Source organism: Bacillaceae bacterium S4-13-56 (assembly GCA_040191315.1).
In the GTDB taxonomy this organism is placed as follows: Bacteria; Bacillota; Bacilli; order Bacillales; family JAWJLM01; genus JAWJLM01.
Map to the genome: position 1 here is coordinate 1 of JAWJLM010000071.1, position 21196 is coordinate 21196.

A 21196-nucleotide genomic window follows, 5' to 3' on the forward strand; every position below is an offset into this window, starting at 1 on the left:
CCACGCGAATAGCCAAGCTCTATTAACGTGCTTTTCAATTCAAGAAGACAAAACACGCGAATAGCCAGGCTCTATTAACGTGCTTTTCAGTTGAGGAAGTCAAACCACGCGAATAGCCAGGCTCTATTAGCGTGCTTTTCAATTCAAGAAGTCAAAACACGCGAATAGAACCAGAACCGCAGCCTATTTTTTACTCAAGGGAAATTCATAAGGGACCTCAGTGCCATGTGTGAAACATTTTGATAGAGTGATTCGTCCTTGTATTAGTAGGGTAAGACTTGTATCAAAAAAAGGAGGGGTATTCGGTGAGAAAGATAGGCATGTTGTTCCTAGGGAGTGTTTTGTTATTGGCAGCTTGTGGGACCTCGGGTAATACAAATTCTGATGGGACATCAGCAAACGGTACTAATGGTGACTTCAATAATGCGGCTGACATAAAGGATATAGTAGCTGAATATGAAGTGCAGCAAACAAGTGACGAGGTAACAGAAGGGGATTTTATTTTTCATCTAGTGTCGGAAAAAGATGAATACAAAGAAGGCGAAGAAGTGGAAATGTACGGTGAGATTGAATATATAGGAGAAAAAGATAAGATTGACATTTTCCACTCTTCATCCGCTATTCTTTTTCATTTAAAAGAAGAAGTAAGAGACTACGACATTGGTTACGCGGTGGAGGATATTGGATTAACGACCACTTTGAAAAAAGGAGAACCTTACCGGGAAGATTTTCAAAAAAGTGGAGGATATAGTGAAAATCAAGATCCGAAAGATTACGTAGACTTTATGAAGAAATTATTTGATATGGAAGGATTGCCAGTAGGGTATTACACAGTAAAAGGGCAGACAGATTTTTATGTAAAAGGAGAAAGTGAGGATGAGCTCGGGGAAAAAATCCAGCTCCAAAGCGAAATAGATTTCAAGGTAATTGAATAAGTATGGAGAGGGAATGAAATCTTTTAAAAAGAACTCACTCCCCCTCTAGGTCATAGATATCTGAATCAATGGGAATTAAATAATTGTTTGAATAATCTCCAGTAATTTGGCCAGTAATAACATTTGTTTTGGTGGCAGAAGAAACATATTTCAAAACAAATTTATCAAAATTTACTGATGCATTATCCTCCATTGTGTTTATAACAATATCTTTAAAATAAATAGAATGACTTTTTCTCATAGTACTCTCACCTTCCTCACTATTAGAGAGTTACTATATTATAATTTTTATTTATGCATAGGAGTGTACGAACATAACTCAAAGCTTCACTTTTCTAAAATACCACTCCTACCTAGTGTATCAATTTTTAACTACATCCTGCTGATCTAGTGGGATGTGGCTTTTTTGTTTTTGAATTCGATTGGACAAAAATCACCGCTGAAATAACCAGGATGATTCCTAAGTATTGCCATGCATCGAGTCGTTCGTTGAAGATGAGAAAGCTTGATATGGCAGCAACTACTGGCTCTATAGTGGCGATGAGGGATGCTTGGCTGGATTCTACCATGTTAAGCCCAGCTGTATAAAGCATATAGGCAAGCATCGTTGAAAAAAGGCCAAGCCCAAGGATGGAGAGCCATACTTCAAGAGAGGCAAATCGCCCTACATCTATCCATAACCCGCTGAACGGAACAACGGCAATTGCTGCAAAAATAAAGGTGTAGACGGATATTGTTAGAGAGTTATACTTCACAAGGGCATATTTTCCGAAAATACTATACAGAGCATAAAAGAAACCAGATCCAACTCCGACCAATACTCCAAATAAAGAGATGGATTCGCTCGTTGATGGCAAGACCCCAATGACGAAGGCACAACCACTAAAGGTCATTATCAAGGCAAGGACCTTACGCTTTGTAAAAAGTTCCTTAAATAAAATGCGTGCCATGATCGCTACAAAGATAGGAGCGGTATATAAAAGTATAGCTGCAATGGACATAGATGTCTCTTCTATGGCGGTGAACATACACCAATTAAAAAAAACAATACTAATGATTCCTGTTCCGATAAAATATTTGCTGTCACGAACTTTGATTTTTAATGATTCTCGATTTTTGAAGATAGTATAGGTTACCAAAAATATACTCGCCGTAATTGCACGAATGGCAACAATCTCGAAGGCTGTGAATCCAGCATTATTCAGATTCGTAACAAATACCCCAATCATTCCCCATAGTGCTGCACCCATAGCTATTAGTAATTTCCCCATATATAGGACACCCCCCTTTGTCACCTTTCCCTGAAAAAAATTCAATCTAAAATAATTACGCTTATTATACGAGTATCCATAGGTGAGAGCAAAAGATAGGGATGGCAGATTTGAATTAACGGCAGAAGCACATAAAAGCAGTATGTAATATGAATCACTCCCCTTGTTGGCTTTTGTATGCGCTTGTCTTATAATGAAAGCAAATGATGAGGGGGGATACATATGGCTAAGGAAAGTTCATTTGATATTGTATCGCAGGTTGATTTTTCCGAAGTAACCAATGCGATTACGGCGGCAACAAAGGAAATTAAAACCCGTTACGATTTTAAAGGAAGCAAAAGTACGATCAATTTAGATAATGAAGAAATTGTTCTTGTGTCCGATGATGAGTATAAGCTTGAGCAATTAAAAGATGTATTAATTAGCAAGTTAATTAAAAGAGAGGTTTCTACCAAGAATCTTGATTACGGAAAAATAGAAAATGCTTCTGGTGGAACTGTTCGTCAACGTGCGAAACTCATTCAGGGGATTGATAAGGAGCAGGCTAAGAAAATTAATAAGATTATTAAAGATAGCGGGTTAAAAGTAAAAACTCAAATTCAAGATGATCAGATTCGTGTCACTGGTAAAAATCGTGATGATCTTCAAGAGGTCATTGCAGCAATCCATGGAGCTGATCTTTCCATAGATGTGCAGTTTATAAATTATAGATAAGAAATGTGCGATCGGGAGAAACCTTTTTCACCAACTAAGGGGGATTTTGCATGGTTATTCAAGCAAATATGTCAACGAAAGCGATTGTAGGTATTTGGGAAAATACCATAGAGATATTTAAACAATATCAAATCCCATTAGGGAACGAACCATTAGAATCATTTATGGAACAGGATGCTCTTGAAGAGCTTCTCGCGGAGCTCAATGATGCGGTTGGAAGTTCATCAGATACTTGTGTGAACGGTGGTTGAATTATATCACATAAAAAAGAGTAGGATACTCTTTCTAAAAATCTAGTCATTTGGCTAGATTTTTTTCTGTTTGAAAGTGATTTAACCAGAAATAATAATATAATGTATGATTCCTCACGCTACACGCACAATAATTAAAAAAAGTAATTGGAGTGGTTTTAATGGATCAAGAGCATCTAGAGCAACTCGGTGATCAATTAAGAAGGGTTGGACATCGTCGAAGAGAGCTCGTTGAACAAACGTATCAAGAGGTTCAAGAAGGAGATGGACGATCGTCTAAGGAGTTGTATCGAGAATTGAGCCAAATTTCAGATCAAGCGATACAAATTATAGAGCGGCAAAAAGAAATGTTTGATGAAGAAGTGAGCAGAATTCAATAAAAAATAAGTGTTCCAGATAAGATTATATGCCCAAGGGCAGCTGGATCTTTATTATCCCGCATGAACGAGCAGTAATACCCCACCTCAAGTCTTAAGAGAAACGAAAAGAGTAGGAGGGATATTACTGCTCGTTCATGTCCAATTGTTTAATCCCCTTGGGTGCATACAATCAGTGGGGGAGGCCTCTGATTGAAGTTTCACTTTATATTACTTCAAATACTTGGAGCACCACAAACCAACGATTCAACAGTGGTACTTCGTATTTGACTTCACTCTTATCTCACACCTAAAGGAGTGGATTTTCCTGCTTGTGAAATCTGTAAAGTTGCTATTATAGTCCAATGATGGTTAAGTTCATCTGAAAAAGTATTGTAAGGGTATATTCCTGGTGTTTTATGGAGAATATCAGTGGTAGGAGGGTTTGTCTATGTATAAGGAACATGAACGTAAATTGTTTTGGTTGACCCTTGTTGTAGCGGTTATTATGGGACTAGCGTTATTTGGAAGAATTTTTCAAGGTTAAGAATACAAGGAGTTAATTTTAGATCAAAAGTAAAAGGAGTATACGCCATGGGGAATGAGGAATCGGTGTTTTTCAGTCGTGCTTTGACGGAATTGACATTATCTTTTCATATTATTTTTGCGACCATTGGGGTAGGGATCCCGCTCATGATTTTTATTGCCCAATGGGTGGGAATTAAAAAGCAAGATGAACATTACATATTGCTTGCACGACGATGGACGCGTGGTTTTGTGATTACAGTTGCTGTAGGGGTTGTTACTGGGACGGCAATTGGACTACAGCTCTCCTTGTTATGGCCAAATTTCATGGAACTAGCGGGAAATGTAATTGCGCTGCCGCTTTTTATGGAAACATTTGCATTTTTCTTTGAGGCCATTTTTCTTGGGATTTATCTGTACACATGGGATCGTTTTGAAAATCAGAAAAAACATCTGTTATTGCTCATTCCAGTAGCTATAGGGGCTTCATTTTCAGCCGTTTTTATTACCATTGTTAACGCATTTATGAATGCTCCACAAGGCTTTGAATTAGCAAGTGAAGGACTGATCAATGTTCAACCACTAGTTGCCATGTTTAATCCGGCTATGCCAACAAAGGTGGCACATGTATTAGCCACGTCTTACATGACTTCAGCATTTGTTCTTGCATCCATTGGAGCAGTTAGGATTCTGAAAGGCTCAAATCATATATACCATAAGAAAGCTCTCTTTTTAACAATGAAGCTTGCTTTAGTATTTTCCGTAGCGTCAGCTGTGATTGGGGATTTTTCCGGGAAATATCTCGCGGAATATCAGCCGGAAAAATTGGCAGCGTATGAGTGGCACTTTGAAACGGAGGAAGGGGCAGATCTGATACTTTTTGGGGTCCTCGAAAATGGGGAAGAGGTTAAGTATGAATTAAGAATTCCTTACGGATTGAGTATCCTTGCTCATGGAACACCGAATGCAGAGGTTATTGGACTAGAAGAATTTCCTGAAGATGAGATTCCTCCACTATATATCCATACATTGTTTGACATCATGGTTTCGATTGGAATGGGGCTTACTTTAATCTCTGCATTATATGTATTAGGGGTGTGGATTAACAGAAAATTTGTATATTCTCGTTGGTTCTTAAGAGCTCTATCGATCACTGGAATCTTATCAATGATTGCAATTGAAGCTGGGTGGTGGTTAGCGGAAGTCGGACGACAACCGTGGATATTACGTGGAATTATGAAAACCGAGGAAGCAGCGACTACTAGCGGGCAGGTGGATCTGATGCTTCTCATATTTGCTGTCCTCTATTTGGTTCTTGGAACGGGAAGTGTAATTGTTCTGACTAGAATGTTCCGTAGAAATCCTGTTGAGCAAGAACTCGCCGATCGGGAACGGGAAGGAAGGTGAGAAAGTATGTATGAAAATATTGGGATTTTCGTTCTCTGGTTATTTTTATTTGGCTATGTAATTGTGGCATCCATTGATTTTGGAGCAGGTTTCTTTAATGCCTACAGCATACTTCGAAAAAAACAACATATCTTGACTGCTATTATTCAACGATATTTGTCACCTGTTTGGGAGGTGACAAATGTATTTCTCGTCTTCTTTTTTGTAGGAATTGTAGGCTTTTTTCCAAAAACAGCATACTATTATGGGACCTCGTTACTAGTCCCTGCAAGTATAGCAATAGTTTTATTGGCAATTCGCGGGTCCTATTATGCCTTCACTACTTATGGGGGACTTCAGCACAAAGTGTGGACTTATCTTTATGGTATGTCAGGCCTTTTTATTCCAGCCTCCCTGTCCATTGTATTAACAATTTCGGAGGGGAATTTTATTATAGAAAGTCCCAACGTTGGAATATCACTGGATTATTGGGCCCTTTTCACAAGTCCTCTCACTTGGAGTATCGTCGTCCTAAGTTTAACCTCAGTTTTATATATATCCTCCGTTTTTCTAACGTGGTATGCGAATAAAGCAGGGGATATGCAGGCTACAGATCTTTTGCGAAAATATGCCATAGTATGGGCTGGGCCTGCGATCCTTACAGCAACTGGAATAATTGTGGAGCTTCGTACTCATAACCCTATTCACTATGGACGGATCATAGATGTATGGTGGATGTTTGGGATATCCTTTTTGTTTTTTGTAGGAACCGTCTATCTATTATGGAAAAAAACAGCATATGGTTTAGCGTTCTGGCTTCTTATCGGACAATTCTTCACTGCATTCTTTGCTTACGGAATTTCTCATTATCCCTATTTGTTATATCCTTACTTAACGATAAATGACAGTTTTACAAGCGAAGGAATGGCAATAGCGCTAATCATTGCATTTGTATTAGGTCTTTGTCTACTAGTGCCATCACTATTCTTATTGTTACGATTATTTTTGTTTAATAAGGAATATGTTCGTGGAAATAGCAACGATCATACATAGAAATGAGGTGAATGTTGATAATGGATGATTTTCTCCATTTTTATTCTCCATTTATAGTTTTATTTTTATCTCTAGTAGTCGCATTTTGGATGGCGGGGAAGGATGATTTTCTATAGTTCTAATGATTTTAAAAGGACTAGGCTGCAACCATTGTCAATGTGGAAAATGAGATGGTTCAAGAGATCAATCTACTAGAAGGAAGTCGAAACATAAAAACTCCTAGTATTAAATTAATGTTCATGTGAGATAAAAAATACCCACTTTCTTTTATCAGAAGGGAAGAGTGAGGATTTTTGTTGTGACAAATTGTCCCTTATGTTAGTTGTTTTTCCTTCTCTGGCTCGATATGGATTAAGATTTGCGCTTTTTCAAATAATTCTTGGATATCTTTTTCAATATCCTCACACAAGTCATGGGCGGTTTCTACATCCATATCGGAAGGAACAACCAAATGAAAATCAATGTACTCCTCGGGACCTGAACGACGCGTTCTTAAGTCATGAAATTCTATGAAACTATTTTGATAGGAATTGATGATATGAATAATAGATTTTTCTTCTTCTTCATGTAAACTAACGTCAAGGAGTGGAGGGAAGGATTCTTTCATAAGTTTGTAGCCTTCGGTCATGATATAAATGGCTGTTGCAATCCCAATGATCGGATCTAAGTAATTCCATCCTGTAAAATAGACAAGTGCCAGACTAATGGCAATTCCAAGCGAAGTATAGACATCGGTGAGTAAGTGAAGGGCATTGGACTTCATAGCAACAGAATTAATGTTGATAGCTACCCGATTTACAATTCTAGATACAACAAAATTCAAACCAGCTCCAAAAAGCATTACGGCAATACCTAGCATGGGCAGTTGGATCGGCTTGGGTTCAATAAGTTTATGAATACACTCATAAATAATCCAAATTCCGGCTACAAAAATAAGTAAGGTTTCAATGGTTCCGGAAATGTTTTCTACTTTGCCATGCCCATAGGGATGTTCTTTATCGGGAGGATTTTTTGAAATTTTGACAGAGATGAAGGCTATAGCCGAAGCAACGAGATCAAGAGAAGAGTGGATGGCTTCTGAAATAACAGCCACAGATCCTGTGATAATTCCAACGATTAATTTTAGAATAACAACAAGTGAATTGCTAAGAACCGATAAAAAGGCTACATTTGATGACTGCAAGGGTATGGCACCTCCGTTTTTAACCTTGTACATTTTATCAATCACTTATCGAGTGGGTCAATGGCAATGTTTTTAGGGAATAGAAGGTTTTTATTGATATAGAAAAATTGTTGTGCTAGTCTAAAAACATTAGATATACTATGGTAGCTGAAAACTGGATTTTCAGTTGTGAAAAGGGATACTTAAGTAATCTAAATATGATAAAAGGCGGAATTGGAGGAGCATTATGCCGACACCTAGCATGGAAGATTATATTGAACACATCTACATACTCATTGAAACAAAAGGCTACGCCAGAGTTTCTGACATAGCAGAGGCACTCCAGGTTCAACCATCCTCAGTAACCAAAATGGTCCAAAAATTGGACAAAGATGAATATTTAAATTATGAAAAATATCGTGGATTAATCCTTACTCCTAAGGGAAAGAAGGTCGGGAAAAGGCTTGTTTATCGTCATGATTTATTAGAGCAGTTTTTAGCTTTAATCGGCGTTGACGCTGAAAAAATCTATAATGATGTCGAGGGTATCGAACATCACTTAAGTTGGAATTCAATTGATCGTATAGGTGATCTAGTGCAATTTTTTGAAAAAAATCCTGACTTAGTGGAAAAGCTCCACGAATTTACACAAACCGAAAATGATGAATAGAGGGCTCCTGATAAGGGAGCTTTTTTCAAAAGATAAGAAAGATAAAATGTGTCTAGCTCCAGCGAAAAAGTTTCCTCGAGTAATCTTCGAAGTTTTTGCCCCGAGTAATCGCGCGAAGGAAAGCTACATAGAGCTACTTCGTAGAAACAAGTGCTTTTCTTGTTTTGAGGAACAGCCTATCGACTAGAGTTGGTTCCCTCCTCTCCTCTCCTTCGATAAGTCAACATCGATGAAGGAGGTTCGGTTAAAAAAGTGACATCATGTTGGGACTGCGATTATTCGTCCCCCCGAAATGATTCGCAACACCGAACGGACTCGCATCCTGCGTGCCCTCGTGAACCGTGTTTCCTTTGGGCCCACACGATGTAGGCCACCACACGATGGGACGGTTTTAGCCGACGATCCTTGTTCTCGGGTGAGGTCCACCGTCTTCCTTCGATGGCCACAAGAAATGCTTCTCGAGAATTTACTTCGCAGAAACAAGTGTTTTTCTTGTTTTGAAGGGCGCTTGCGCTTTTCTTAATTATGCGCTCAGACTTGCTTAGAACCCAAGTAAGGTGCACCTGTTTTATTAAGCAAGTTCGTTTAATTGCATTAACATAGGGAATATGTTGTAATCAAATTGTTTATTAGAGGAAACTCAGCTAAATTTTTTTGAATAATTAGTAGTTATAGCAACTATTTACGAGAATGTTGGTAGTAGACAAGTTTTGGGAGAATATAGATAAAAGAAGGGATGGTTTTTAATGTTCAATAGAAAGGTAAAGGATCATTGGTACGTAGAATATCAAGAAGCACAGTTTCCTTCTGTACAAAAGGGTTGGGTGCTTCCTGTAGAAAGATGGGCTGATTTTGATCCGTTTGTTTTAATGGCTGAGGATTGGTTCAAGAGGGGAACGTTTTCGGATCATCCTCATCGCGGATTCCAAACGGTCACTTATGTGATTGATGGAAGATTAGAGCATGTGGATAATGGCGGAGGACGTGATATTTTAGAACCTGGAGATATTCAGTATATGAATGCTGGAAAGGGAGCACGCCATGCTGAAGAAGGTGTAGAGGACGACATTGCGCACACGTTACAACTATGGCTAAACCTACCGAAGGATCAAAAGAATTCAGAATCCTATTATCAAAACGTCTATAATGAGGAAGCTCTCGTCGTTTCCTTTACAGGAGGAACTATTAAGGTTTTTTCCGGGGATGTTGCCGGTGTAAAAGGACCATTAAACTCTTTGGTACCAATCACCTTATCAGAAATAACTTTAGAGAATGAAGCGGAGTATAACCTTCAATTACCAGAAACTCATAATGCATTTTTCTATGTTCTATCTGGTGATGTGACAGTTGGAGAAAATGAGATTCGTTTGAAAAAGCATGGCGTTGGAACCTTATCGTATGAAGAAAAAGGAGATTCCAATCAGCTTAGTGATTTAAAAATCAAGGCGAATAAAAGAAGAACAAAGCTTTTAGTCTATTCTGGAGAGCCAATTAAGGAACAAATCGTGCCGTATGGACCTTTTGTCATGAACTCTATGGAAGAAATTAAACAGGCATTTAGAGATTATCATGCAGGTAAGTTTGGTCCACCGGCCATTTAATGGGGGGGAGTAACATGGACATTCTTGAGTGTATTAAAACTCGTAGAAGTGTAGGATTGGTGAAGGATGATCCCGTTCCGAAGGATCTTATCGAGAAAATTCTAGAGGCAGGAACATGGGCGCCAAGTCATTTTCGAACTGAACCGTGGAAGTTTTTTGTAATGGAAGGAGAAGGACGGAAACGACTAGGTAGAACTTTGGTCAAGATCGCAGAGCAGGGAATGGATGATCCAATGAGTGAAAGTAATCAGAAAAAGTTGCAGAAGACGATGGAAAAACCTTTTCGTGCACCTGTTGTGATCGCCGTTGCAGTTGAACCAACAGATTCCCCAAAAGTAATAGAAAAAGAGGAATATGGAGCAGTTTATACTGCCATACAAAATATGATCCTAGCTGCGCATGGGTTAGGTCTCGGAGGATATTGGAGAACAGGTGCCCCAACCTATCATCCGTTAATGAAGGAGCTGTTTGGTTTATCCGAAAGAGGAGAGGTTCTCGGATTTCTCTACTTTGGATATCCTAAGCGAGATGTTCCTGAAGGAAAAAGAAGACCCTTCTCTGAAGTAACTACTTGGATTACAAAGGATGAAGAATAGCTGAAACATTATTTAAATTAGTTAATTTGTCTTTGAACGTAAAAAGTTTAATACTAGGATGATTCCACTAAAAATTAATGTGGAATCATCTTTTATTTAGAAGGTGTAAATTGGGCAAAATGAGACAAGATTTCAAGAAGGAATATTCCTTCATGTTTTGATATATAACAAGAAAAGATGTGTAAATATGGGAATTGCTTTCGTAAAAATATGTGATGGGTATTTGGTAACAACCGTTGATTTAAAGAATTAAAAAAAGAATGCCCGGAAGTAGCCGTTCTTGAAAGTAACTGCTTGTCCTTATGCGGATTATGTGCAATTAGGTCTTATGCCTTGGTAAACGGGAAGCGGATCTCTGCCAAAAAAGTGGACGAGTGTGTAGAAAAAATCAAAGAAAAGATAGAAGAGGAACTTGCTATATACCAATAAAAAAGACCAATTCACCATATGGGAGAATTGGTCTTTGTATTTGTCGAAATTGTTTTTAGCGAATTTGTGCTTCTTATACCCTACGCTTTTAAAATGTCGTGGTCAACATAACGCTCGCCGTTCATTTCACTGAGGATGTTAATAGCAACAGTTGCCCCATGACCTGCAGTAACGATGGTGTGTACACTAACTCCTGCAACAGTTCCAGCTGCCCAAACACCTTCTACGTTAGTGCGACCATCTTGATCTACTTTTAGGACAGATTTAATTCTTGGCTCAGTTCCATCCACAACTTCTAACCCTAATGATTCAGCAAGTGCTGTGTTTACTCCTGTGGCTAAAAGAATATATTTTGCTTCGTAAGACTGATTTTCAGTTGCAACTTTAAATCCTTCACCTTCACGAGTAATGGTAGTTACGGTATCTTCTACATACTCGGCCCCGAATTTGCTCGCTTGCTTCTTTCCAGTTTCAATCAAGTCTGGTCCTGAAATTTCAGGAGCACCATAGTGATTGTCAAGCCAAGCACGTTGAGTCATTCCTTTGCCATTATCAAATACTAATGTTTTTTTACCTGCTTTTGCTGCGAATAGAGCAGCGCTACTCCCAGCGGGACCTGCTCCAACTATAATTAGATCATACATTGTGAAACCCTCCAAATGTTGTTATATTTATTTATAATATATCGTTGGATATATTATTGACGGGAAATATAGAAATAAACCTACAAGAATAGTTGCTATAACAACTTAAACTTGATCCACAAAGGGATAGTAAGAAGACTTTCTCCTCTGTTATTCATCTAGTCTTTGCACGTTTCTAGTCATTTTACCTATAATAGATTCCAGCTGATGAATCTCTTCTAATGTGATTCCTTTAGTGACAACTTTATTAAATTCCTCTGCAATAGGAAGAATTTGATTTCCAAGCTCTTTTCCACATGGTGTAAGAAATAGGTTAAGTGAGCGTCGATCATAAGAGCACTGAACTCTCTTGATAAAGCCCTTTTTTTCTAAGCTAGAAGCCATTCGTGCAATGTTTGTTTTGTCTTTGGCTAGCTTTTCTGCGATTTGATTTTGATTTAATCCATCTTTTTCCCAAAGTAATATCATAATCAAGTTTTGCTCTGGTGCGAGGTTAAATGGTTCAAGCTTCGATTTAATAAAACTAGTTAGCTGTAAATCAGTTTTATGTATCTTGATACTAATATAGTCTTGAAAAGACAATCCCACTCTTATCCCTCGCTCGCTTTATTAAAGGTTGCCATAGCTACTTTAATTATTTGTAGTATAGAAAACGGCTGAAACGATGTCAAATGATTGGTCTTATTTAGGATGATTAGGTTTGTAGTAAACTCAATCCCATTCCAATAAAAACAACACCGGTCAACCGTTGTAACACTGGCTAGATTTTTGAACTTGACTTAAGTTTTTTAGTAGCCATGGAAAAAATCCAGATAGAAATCATACACCAAATAGTACCTGTAAAAGTAAACAGTAGTCCAAGAAGGAGAAATGGAATAGGGCTGGATACTCCAGCATTAGTTTTTGCAAACTGCGGAAGAAATGCCAGGAAAACAGAGCCACTTTTGGATTAGTCACATTTGTAATCATTCCTTGAAAGAAAATAGTACGATGTGAAGTACGTACTAGATTATCCCTATTCTTTTTCGTCTTTTTTTAAAAAAAACATTTAAAGGGCCAAATAAGCTAAATAAATTGCTCCGATGATTATGATGAGAGTAAAGAGGAAAATGGTCTGTGATGATAATGAGAGGACCGAAAGTAGAGATTATTGTATGTACAACTATTCCTGAAGAAATTCCTAATGCTGAGAAAATTCCAACCAATCTCCCTGAGAAACACTTTTACTTAATAATGTACATAGTGTATATCCCCGGAGTGAGGCTTAGTAATATCTCCGCTAATAAACAAACTTTGATGTTGATAATTCCATACATGTGATTCCTCTTTTCAAATTTTTTGAATTTATTTTGTTGTAAAGTTTCTGATGAAAAGAGTTAAGGGTAAAATGCTTATAGAGAGAAAATCCCAGACTGTAGGTCGGAGGTAGACTATGAAAAAAGTTTTTGTATATGGGACACTAAGAAAACATGAGTCAAATGCGCGATTGTTGGAAAACGCAAGATTAATTGCAGAGCAGTGTTGGACTTACGGAAAACTGTATGATGTAGGGGTAGGATATCCGTCCGTCACAAAGGATGATCAGGATAAAGTGCATGGGGAACTTTATGAAGTGGATGAGGGTCAATTAAAAGCATTGAACCAATTAGAGGGCTTCGACGAGTTTAATCCTGAATATAACTTGTATGATCGGGTCGAGCAGGAGGTATTTACTGATCTTGGTACATTCTCGGCCTTTGTCTATATTTTCAACCAAGAACAAGTGAAGGGTTTGAGAAGGATTGAAAGTGATGACTGGAAGGTAGATCGACTTTTATCTCAGGAGATGCCTCTCTATTATTTTGCTTACGGGTCCTGTATGGACGATTCTCGTTTCAAACTCCATGGAGTGGATCAATTTTTTCAAGATTTAACCGGCAAAGGGATTCTAGTTAACTATGAATTGAAGTTTACCAAAAAATCCCATGACGGAAGTCGAGCAGATATAGTGGAGAAGCAAGGTTCAATAGTAGAGGGGAAAGTTTATCGAATTGGGTCTGAGGCATTGGAGTACTTACATGACCGGGAGGGTGCGCGACACCATATTTATCGACCGGCATTTGTTGACGTCTATCTTGATAGAAAAGTGTATAAAAATGTTCTTACTTATCTTGTCATCCAGAAAACACATGAATCAGCACCACCATTGCATTATGCTAAAGAGATTTATCAAGGTGCTCAAGGTTGCCTAAGTCAAGAATACATTCAGGGATTAGAAAAGAAATTTATAGATCAGTTTGGGTTTCGGTTGGAGGATTTAAAAAGCTAAGATGGAGTGATATATCATCTATTTTTTACCATGTGAGGGTAAATTTTTCATTGATAAATAAATCCTATAAACATCCCTAGAAATAGGACAAGTCCTATTGAAAACGTTTCCTGAGATAAGTTATAATTTTAGTGAGTTTATATAACAACTTTCTCGCACTGTTTTTCAGGGTGGGAAAGGGTTATGATTATTGATACTAAAGTTTATGGCATCCAGTTAAAATTATATAGGTAGTTTAATAGTAATTGATGATTCATTGTTAGGTGATCTCAAGGCTATAAAAACATTGAAGAGAAAAATGTTTTTATAGCCTTTTTTATTGAAAGGAATAGATGGATAAGTGAGAATAACCATACAAAGTAATCAATTTTAGAATTTATTAAAAGGGGGTGTTTTTTACATGGTACAAAGAAAGTTTGAAGAAGAAATCTCAAGTGTAATCTCAAAATTTAGAAAAGAAATTACAGGTAGAGGTCCTATCGATACTATTTCAAAAGTCATTGGCCATACAATTTATGTAAAACTAAATGTTGCCTATTCCTCACACGAAAAAAATCTTTATAAAGTTGTTAAAAATTATAATGGTTTGGAGGAAGTTTGTGAATTATATGCTCATGATTTTAGAGGGTTGATAGATGGTATTTTGACAGACTTTGGATTCAGTACACATGTAGATCATGTATTGATTTATCCTGACATTGACCATGATTATATTTATTGCCTCATTGTTCTTAAAAAGAATTTGGAAAAAGAATTAATTAAGAACTTGGGAACATCTTGAAACTATGTAAAAGTACTGTATGTATTATCTTTTCCAAGAAGATAGGCGGTAGCGTTACTCAAACATGTAGAGGAGGGAAAAGATGTGTTAGAAAAATTAAGTGACGAATTATTGATTTCAACTTATCATCAGGCCATAAAATTGAATTTAGATCCACTATTTATAAAGTATTTGGAAGCCGAGTTAATCAAACGAGGAATCCACCCTTCTTCAAAATTCCTTCATTGTAAAGATAGGTTTGATAAAGATTTTATAGAGGAATGATAGAAGAAAAGAGAAGTTTTTTTGTACTATCAGTTATTTATGAATCTATGAAGCTAATGGAGGTTTATGTTTTTGTAATAAAACCAACCTCTTGGAAACATAAGGTAGGACAAGCCTATTTCTATATTCCAAGAGGCTGGAGCTGAAAATGATGAAGAGCTTCATTTATTTCGTGTAGGTTATAGTTTTGCCTTTCCAAGAAAAATTGGATGACTAAATCTCCTTTATCACTATAGTTCATGGAAAATCCGGCTGAATGGAGGAATTCTTCTGTATCTTCCAGATCTAACTCTAAAGCAAGGGCCAAAGATAACACAGTACTTTTCTTCGGTTGATAGTTAGGATTTGAACGGATTTTGGAAAAATGTCTACGATCGATTCCTGCCTTATTGTAAATCTCTGAATCTTTCCTTTCTTTTTCGTCAATAAAACGGAATAATAGTTGCTGGAAAGTTGGCTTTTGTTTTTCTTTTATAAATTCATCAAGCTCTGGAATGGCCATTTCCTTCGTGCTGTATTCTAAATCCTCAACAAACCTCATTTCATTCATTACATGAATTTCAATCTCAAGGTGATCATTTATGTATTGTTCAAGTTCCCTCTTTAACTTTTCTTTAAGCATCAGTATACCTCCTCTTATTTTGTCACTTGCTAGGCGACCATTTCCTTCTTTTTGCTTGCTATTATTATAACAAGAAAACCTTAGGAGGATGATGGTGATGAATAACAAGAAGACGGAAATTATTTTTTTGCTAGACAGAAGTGGATCTATGGCTGGCTTGGAAAGTGATACGATTGGCGGATTCAATAGTTTTATTGAAAGACAGTGTTCATTGGATGGAGAAACACTTTTAACAACTGTCTTGTTTGATGATCGTTATGAGGTCCTTTGGGATGGTGTAAATGCCAAAGATGTACGGCTTACTAAACGAGAATATTATGTCCGTGGTGGAACGGCCTTGCTAGATGCCGTTGGGAAAACAATTGTGGATGTAGATCGACGTCTTGAAAGGACTAAAAAGGATTACTTACCTGACAATGTCATTTTCGTTATCACAACAGATGGGATGGAAAATGCTAGTCGAGAATTTAGTGCTGAACAGGTGAAAAGGATGATTCAAGAACGTCAAGACAAATGGGAAGTTGTGTTTCTTGGTGCCAATATTGATGCAGTCGAAGAAGCTGAACATATTGGAATTCGTAGAGACCGAGCCTACCAATTCGAAGCTTCCAGCAAAGGGGTAGAAGTGATGTACGACATGGTGAACGAGGTTGTGATGGAGAATAGGAAAAGGAAATAAATTCATTGTTAATTTAATGCTTGCAGTATAGCCTCCCAAGGCTTTACTGTAGGCTTTTTTGTTATTGTGGGAATATCTATTTACTTAAAATGAAAGGGGAAATGTGAAACAGGTAAATAGGCGCTGCCTATTGGCTATTGGCGCAAAATTAAAGGTCGCAAGTAAAAACGAGTGAATAGAAAGGCTCTATTAACGCGAAAAGGAATGCCGTAAGTAAAAACGAGTGAATAGAAAGGCTCTATTAACGCGAAAAGGAATGCCGTAAGTAAAAACGAGTGAATAGAAGGGCTCTATTAACGTGAAAGGGAATGGCGCAAGTATAAATAGGTAAATAGAAAGGCTCTGTTAACGTGAAATGGAATGCCGCAAGTAAAAACGAGTGAATAGAAAGGCTCTATTAACGCAGAAAGGAATGCTGCAAGTAAAAACAGGTAAATAGAAGGGCTCTATTAACGTGAAATGGAATGGCGCAAGTAAAAATAGGTAAATAGAAAGGCTCTATTAACGTGAAATGGAATGCCGCAAGTGAAAACGAGTGAATAGAAAGGCTCTATTAACGCGAAAATGAATGCCGTAAGTGAAAACAGGTAAATAGAAAGGCTCTATTAACGCGAAAATGAATGCCGAGAGTAAAAACGAGTGAATAGAAGGGCTCTATTAACGCAGAAAGGAATGTCGCAAGTAAAAACGAGTGAATAGAAAGGCTCTATTAACGCGAAAATGAATGCCGAGATTGAAAACGAGTGAATAGAAAGGCTCTATTAACGCGAAAATGAATGCCGAGATTGAAAACGAGTGAATAGAAGAGCTCTATTAACGTGAAATGGAATGCCGAGAGTAAAAACGAGTGAATAGAAAGGTTCTATTAACGCAGAAAGGAATGGCGGAAGTATAAATAGGTAAATAGAAAGGTTCTATTTACGCGAAAATGAATGGCGAGAGTAAAAACGAGTGAATAGAAGCATTCTATTAACGCGAAAATGAATGTCGAGAGTGAAAACGAGTGAATAGAAGGGCTCTATTAACGCAAAATGAAATGTCGCAAGTAAAAACGAGTGAATAGAAGGGCTCTATTAACGCAGAATGGAATGCCGAGAGTGAAAACGAGTGAATAGAAGGGCTCTATTAACGCAAAATGAAATGTCGCAAGTAAAAACAGGTAAATAGAAGGGCTCTATTAACGCAGAATGGAATGCCGCAAGTAAAAACGAGTGAATAGAAAGGCTCTATTAACGCAGAAAGGAATGCCGCAAGTAAAAACGAGTGAATAGAAAGGCTCTATTAACGCAGAAAGGAATGTCGCAAGTAAAAACGAGTGAATAGAAGCATTCTATTAACGTGAAAATGGATGCCGAGAGTAAAAACGCCGCTGTTGGGACAGGAACCAACGGTGTTCCTGTCCCCTAAGGACCAACCTCATGCTATAATTGGTGATAGAGAAAAAAACAGGAGTGATTTTTTGGAATTCAATGATGTTGTACACGGGCACAGATCTATTAGAAAATATGAAGATAGGGAAGTCAGTCAGGAGCTGCTGGAACAAATATTAGATGCTGGAATTCGTGCTTCTTCTAGTGGGAATATGCAGGCTTATTCGATCATCGTGACAAGAGATAAGGAACTAAGGGAAAAATTATATGCTCCACATATGGAACAGTCTATGGTAGTGGATGCACCTGTATTGTTAACTTTTTGCGCTGATTTTAATCGAATGAGAAAATGGCTTACACTCAATGAGGCACCTTTGCAATTTGATAATTATATGAGTTTTATGATTGGTGCTATCGATGCGACGCTAGTAGCACAAAACTGTGCGTTAGCTGCTGAAAATGAGGGGTTAGGCATTTGTTATATGGGTTCAACCCTTGCCAACTGTGACCAAATCGGTGAACTATTAAATTTACCACCGAATGTGGTGCCGGTTGTGGGTTATTCCTTAGGATATCCTGCAGAAGACCCTGCTCCAAGGGATCGATTGCCTAAGAGTGGACTGGTTCATTATGAGCAGTACCATGAGTTTTCCGATGGAGAAATTCTTGATATCTATAAAGAAAAAGACGTTATGGGATGGAAACGCTATATGGACAACCCTAAACTTAAAGAAATGACAGAGCGTTTAGGACTGAAAAATCTTGCTCAAATCTATACCATTGCTAAGTATACGAAAGAATCTCATCACGAATTTTCGCAAACAGTGTTGAATTATTTGGAGAAGCAAAATTTTATGAATAACGAATGACTCGGTAGGGACAGAAACACCGGTGTTCCTGTCCCTACAACACCACCCACCACTCAAATGAAAAAGACGCCCTAAAAGGACGTCTTTTTATGCGTATTGCGGCGAGAGACAGCACTCCACATAGCGCTTTGCCTAAAAGGCGCGTCAATCTCGTCTTATGCAATTCAGCTCATCGCTAGAACAGTATACCACCATCAAAAAGAAAAGAGAAGTGGAAAAATTTATAAATAACCACAAAATTGAGTCATGATATGATTTTATCGGAGGAATGGACAAATGAGTTAGTGGACTTATTAGAATAGGTTCAATTGAGGTCCTTTTTTTCATACAACTAACTTTAGTGTTGACTTGTAAGCGTTTTCATCATGTACACTTTATATAGGAAGTCATAAACATATTTCCTCTACTTTGACAAAAAATAAATAAAACAAGATGAAGAATTCAAAGAAAGAAGGTAAGTCATGACAAAACCAAGCCTTATTTTTTTTGATATTGATGGAACGTTGTTGAATCGCAAAAAAGAATTACCCGACTCAGCTAAGAATGCCATTTTGGAACTAAAGGCAAAGGGACATACAGTAGCGATTGCGACAGGACGGGCTCCATTTATGTTTGAGGAACTGCGTGAGGAACTAGATATACATACTTATGTAAGCTATAACGGTCAGTATGTGGTGTTGGAAGGAGAGGTTATTTACACAAACCCTCTAAATATTGAATCTATAAAAAAATTAACCGATGTTGCGGTAAAGAATGAACATCCTGTGGTCTATATGGACCAAGATGACATGAAGGCCAATGTACCCGAGCATGCCTATATTACAGAGAGTATTTCGACCTTGAAGATTAAAAGTTTTCCGACGCATGATCCTACCTACTATGTCGGACGGGATCTGTTTCAAACGCTTCTCTTTTGCCCAGTAGGGGAGGAAAAGCAATATGAACGGGAGTTTGAGCACTTTGATTTTGTCAGATGGCACCCTGTTTCAGTAGATGTGCTTCCAAAGGGCGGTTCTAAGGCTAAGGGCATTGAGAAAATCGTGGAACGTTTAGGTTTTCCCTCCGAGCGTCAATATGCATTTGGTGATGGGATGAATGATATTGAAATGCTGTCTACAGTGGAAAATAGTGTTGCTATGGGAAATGCAAAAAACGAGGTAAAGAAAGTTGCAAAGTATATAACCAAGTCTGTAGATGATGATGGGATTTCTCATGGTTTACAGATGGTTGGACTTCCATAAAGTAATATAATTTCGGAAAGAAATAAAAAGCTGAGAAAATTTTCCTGAAGAGGCAGACCAAGGGATTGTAGGTCAATTTGAGAAGAAACTTGCAGAATTAGCGGAATAGAAACTAATTTTTTAATAAGTTGAAGCACCTTTTTTCCAATGAAAACAATGGAGAAAAGGTGTTTTTTTTTGTATACTGAAACACTAATACGGGGAGAATTGCTAAAAAAATCAGAATGAGGGTATAAAGTAATAATACGATCATTTTAGTAGGAAGCGCGATACTCTTTCCTGTCATCGTTTATTTCATGCCAAAAAGGGTAAATAGGGTTTATTTATATGCATCAACAGGAATGGCTACCTATTTCCAACTACTTGTTGATGTCTTTTTACATATTGAACTGAATTGTTACGGGTATTTTGCACAATTTCCGAAGTCTGAATGGGAAACGATGTGGCTTGTGCCTTATATCTATCAATTACTCCATTGTTCTTAAATTTTTATCCTTATGGGAGAAACAAGCTCAGGATATACACATATATTATTGGTTGGTCAATTTTTGCAGTTGTCTATGAATGGGCTCTTGTTCAAACAGGAGTGTTCTATCATAACGAATGGAGATTGTACCATTCAGCGATCACGTATCCCTTTCTCTTTATACTTCTTAGGGCACAGTTAGGCTTAATTAAAATACTGAATCAAAAAGATCATTCAGATTCCATGATTTAAAGTGATATCAGATAACCAGGTTTATACAGAGCGGTGGAATGAAACCATTGAAAAAATGGTATCAACCATGTTTAAGGAAAAAGAAAATTTTGAACTCCACACTTCTAAATTTACAGATTTTCCAAACGAGAAAGCCCACTGCTTTAGCTGTGGGAGTTGTCAGGGAAGCAGGTACCGTCAAACCAGATGGGTATTTCTTTGGAAAATTCCATACCAATAAAGACTTAAATTAATGGACTATTGAGGTTTTTGCTAGAGAAGAAAAATATGATCAAGGCTCTTGGACGGGTGCAGATGGATTAATGTTTAGCTTTCCTGCTGAAACACGTGAGGAAGCTATAGAGATAACCGATCAGCTTGTTGAAGAGTATGAAAGAGATGGTGATAAAGTTTCCTCGAGTAATCTTCGAAGTTTTTGCCCCGAGTAAGGAAAGCTACATAGAGCTACTTCGCAGAAACAAGTGCTTTTCTTGTTTCGAAGAGCGCTTGCGCTTTTCTTGAAAGATAAGAAATCATTATGGCTCGCTTCGCGGAGCCACCATCTACCATGAAAATGGATTCCTAATCAAACAAGGAGGATAAATCTTGTTCATCTTTGGGAATACCTTTAATAACAATATGACCAGGTCGAAATATACATTGGTGGATCCTGAAAAAGGATACCCTGCATAAGAAACGGGTTGTGACGGTATAGAAGTACCATCTATTGTGATCAGATCACGTAAACAAAAGTTTTACAGGGTCTGTTTTC

22 protein-coding genes are annotated in these 21196 nt (G+C 37.6%); 16 read left to right on the top strand and 6 right to left on the bottom strand.

Annotated features, from left to right (window positions below; genetic code table 11):
• The first annotated feature begins 305 nt into the window (after nt 1-305).
• Nucleotides 306-935, top strand: coding sequence for a hypothetical protein (locus tag RZN25_14975; protein ID MEQ6378119.1), 630 nt, complete (start codon nt 306-308; stop codon nt 933-935).
• Nucleotides 936-969: 34 nt separating this feature from the next.
• Here RZN25_14975 and RZN25_14980 read toward each other — a convergent pair whose 3' ends face one another.
• A complete protein-coding gene (locus RZN25_14980) occupies nt 970-1176 on the bottom strand; it encodes a hypothetical protein (GenBank protein MEQ6378120.1) in 207 nt (68 codons plus the stop codon).
• Nucleotides 1177-1303: 127 nt separating this feature from the next.
• Nucleotides 1304-2206, bottom strand: a complete 903-nt coding sequence (locus RZN25_14985) for an EamA family transporter (protein MEQ6378121.1) — start codon at nt 2204-2206, stop codon at nt 1304-1306.
• A gap of 222 nt (nt 2207-2428) precedes the next feature.
• Here RZN25_14985 and RZN25_14990 point away from each other — a divergent pair, with 222 nt between their 5' ends.
• The 5 genes from RZN25_14990 to RZN25_15010 all read left to right on the top strand — a co-directional run bounded on the left by RZN25_14990 (nt 2429) and on the right by RZN25_15010 (nt 6491).
• Nucleotides 2429-2920 carry a YajQ family cyclic di-GMP-binding protein gene (locus RZN25_14990; protein ID MEQ6378122.1) on the top strand — a complete coding sequence of 164 codons (492 nt, stop codon included), beginning with the start codon at nt 2429-2431 and terminating at the stop codon, nt 2918-2920.
• A 50-nt stretch (nt 2921-2970) separates the two neighbouring features.
• Nucleotides 2971-3171: a hypothetical protein gene (locus RZN25_14995; GenBank protein MEQ6378123.1), complete on the top strand. Its 201-nt coding sequence runs from the start codon at nt 2971-2973 to the stop codon at nt 3169-3171.
• A gap of 161 nt (nt 3172-3332) precedes the next feature.
• Entirely contained in the window at nt 3333-3551 is a 219-nt protein-coding gene (locus RZN25_15000; GenBank protein MEQ6378124.1) for a hypothetical protein, read from the top strand.
• Nucleotides 3552-4121: 570 nt separating this feature from the next.
• Nucleotides 4122-5459, top strand: a complete 1338-nt coding sequence (locus tag RZN25_15005) for a cytochrome ubiquinol oxidase subunit I (GenBank protein MEQ6378125.1) — start codon at nt 4122-4124, stop codon at nt 5457-5459.
• A 6-nt stretch (nt 5460-5465) separates the two neighbouring features.
• Entirely contained in the window at nt 5466-6491 is a 1026-nt protein-coding gene (locus RZN25_15010) for a cytochrome d ubiquinol oxidase subunit II (protein ID MEQ6378126.1), read from the top strand.
• Between the two features lie 313 nt (nt 6492-6804).
• On the opposite strand, the gene RZN25_15015 is transcribed toward RZN25_15010, so the two are convergent.
• Nucleotides 6805-7707 carry a cation diffusion facilitator family transporter gene (locus RZN25_15015; protein ID MEQ6378127.1) on the bottom strand — a complete coding sequence of 301 codons (903 nt, stop codon included), beginning with the start codon at nt 7705-7707 and terminating at the stop codon, nt 6805-6807.
• Between the two features lie 193 nt (nt 7708-7900).
• Here RZN25_15015 and mntR point away from each other — a divergent pair, with 193 nt between their 5' ends.
• From mntR to RZN25_15035, 4 genes are all read left to right on the top strand, one after another.
• A complete protein-coding gene (mntR, locus tag RZN25_15020) occupies nt 7901-8323 on the top strand; it encodes a transcriptional regulator MntR (protein MEQ6378128.1) in 423 nt (140 codons plus the stop codon).
• Nucleotides 8324-9069: 746 nt separating this feature from the next.
• Entirely contained in the window at nt 9070-9924 is an 855-nt protein-coding gene (locus RZN25_15025) for a pirin-like C-terminal cupin domain-containing protein (protein MEQ6378129.1), read from the top strand.
• A gap of 14 nt (nt 9925-9938) precedes the next feature.
• The gene (locus RZN25_15030) at nt 9939-10520 is read left to right on the top strand and encodes a nitroreductase (protein ID MEQ6378130.1); all 582 of its coding nucleotides are present in this window, start codon (nt 9939-9941) and stop codon (nt 10518-10520) included.
• Between the two features lie 294 nt (nt 10521-10814).
• Nucleotides 10815-10949 (top strand): DUF1450 domain-containing protein, encoded by a 135-nt coding sequence (locus RZN25_15035; GenBank protein MEQ6378131.1) that lies wholly within the window; start codon nt 10815-10817, stop codon nt 10947-10949.
• A gap of 80 nt (nt 10950-11029) precedes the next feature.
• Here RZN25_15035 and RZN25_15040 read toward each other — a convergent pair whose 3' ends face one another.
• Both RZN25_15040 and RZN25_15045 read right to left on the bottom strand, forming a co-directional pair.
• Nucleotides 11030-11593, bottom strand: coding sequence for an FAD-dependent oxidoreductase (locus RZN25_15040; GenBank protein MEQ6378132.1), 564 nt, complete (start codon nt 11591-11593; stop codon nt 11030-11032).
• A gap of 150 nt (nt 11594-11743) precedes the next feature.
• The gene (locus RZN25_15045; protein ID MEQ6378133.1) at nt 11744-12181 is read right to left on the bottom strand and encodes a MarR family transcriptional regulator; all 438 of its coding nucleotides are present in this window, start codon (nt 12179-12181) and stop codon (nt 11744-11746) included.
• 844 nt (nt 12182-13025) lie between these two features.
• On the opposite strand from RZN25_15045, the gene RZN25_15050 reads away from it, so the two are divergent.
• From RZN25_15050 to sda, 3 genes are all read left to right on the top strand, one after another.
• Nucleotides 13026-13901: a gamma-glutamylcyclotransferase gene (locus RZN25_15050; protein ID MEQ6378134.1), complete on the top strand. Its 876-nt coding sequence runs from the start codon at nt 13026-13028 to the stop codon at nt 13899-13901.
• 400 nt (nt 13902-14301) lie between these two features.
• Nucleotides 14302-14682, top strand: a complete 381-nt coding sequence (locus tag RZN25_15055; GenBank protein ID MEQ6378135.1) for a Na-translocating system protein MpsC family protein — start codon at nt 14302-14304, stop codon at nt 14680-14682.
• A gap of 84 nt (nt 14683-14766) precedes the next feature.
• Nucleotides 14767-14946: a sporulation histidine kinase inhibitor Sda gene (sda, locus tag RZN25_15060; protein ID MEQ6378136.1), complete on the top strand. Its 180-nt coding sequence runs from the start codon at nt 14767-14769 to the stop codon at nt 14944-14946.
• A gap of 121 nt (nt 14947-15067) precedes the next feature.
• Here sda and RZN25_15065 read toward each other — a convergent pair whose 3' ends face one another.
• Nucleotides 15068-15568, bottom strand: coding sequence for a hypothetical protein (locus tag RZN25_15065; GenBank protein ID MEQ6378137.1), 501 nt, complete (start codon nt 15566-15568; stop codon nt 15068-15070).
• Between the two features lie 97 nt (nt 15569-15665).
• Between RZN25_15065 and RZN25_15070 the strand changes: the two genes are divergently transcribed.
• From RZN25_15070 to RZN25_15080, 3 genes are all read left to right on the top strand, one after another.
• A complete protein-coding gene (locus RZN25_15070) occupies nt 15666-16247 on the top strand; it encodes a VWA domain-containing protein (protein ID MEQ6378138.1) in 582 nt (193 codons plus the stop codon).
• Between the two features lie 1459 nt (nt 16248-17706).
• The gene (locus RZN25_15075; protein MEQ6378139.1) at nt 17707-18486 is read left to right on the top strand and encodes a nitroreductase family protein; all 780 of its coding nucleotides are present in this window, start codon (nt 17707-17709) and stop codon (nt 18484-18486) included.
• A gap of 461 nt (nt 18487-18947) precedes the next feature.
• Nucleotides 18948-19727: a Cof-type HAD-IIB family hydrolase gene (locus RZN25_15080; protein ID MEQ6378140.1), complete on the top strand. Its 780-nt coding sequence runs from the start codon at nt 18948-18950 to the stop codon at nt 19725-19727.
• Nucleotides 19728-21196 lie beyond the last annotated feature (1469 nt).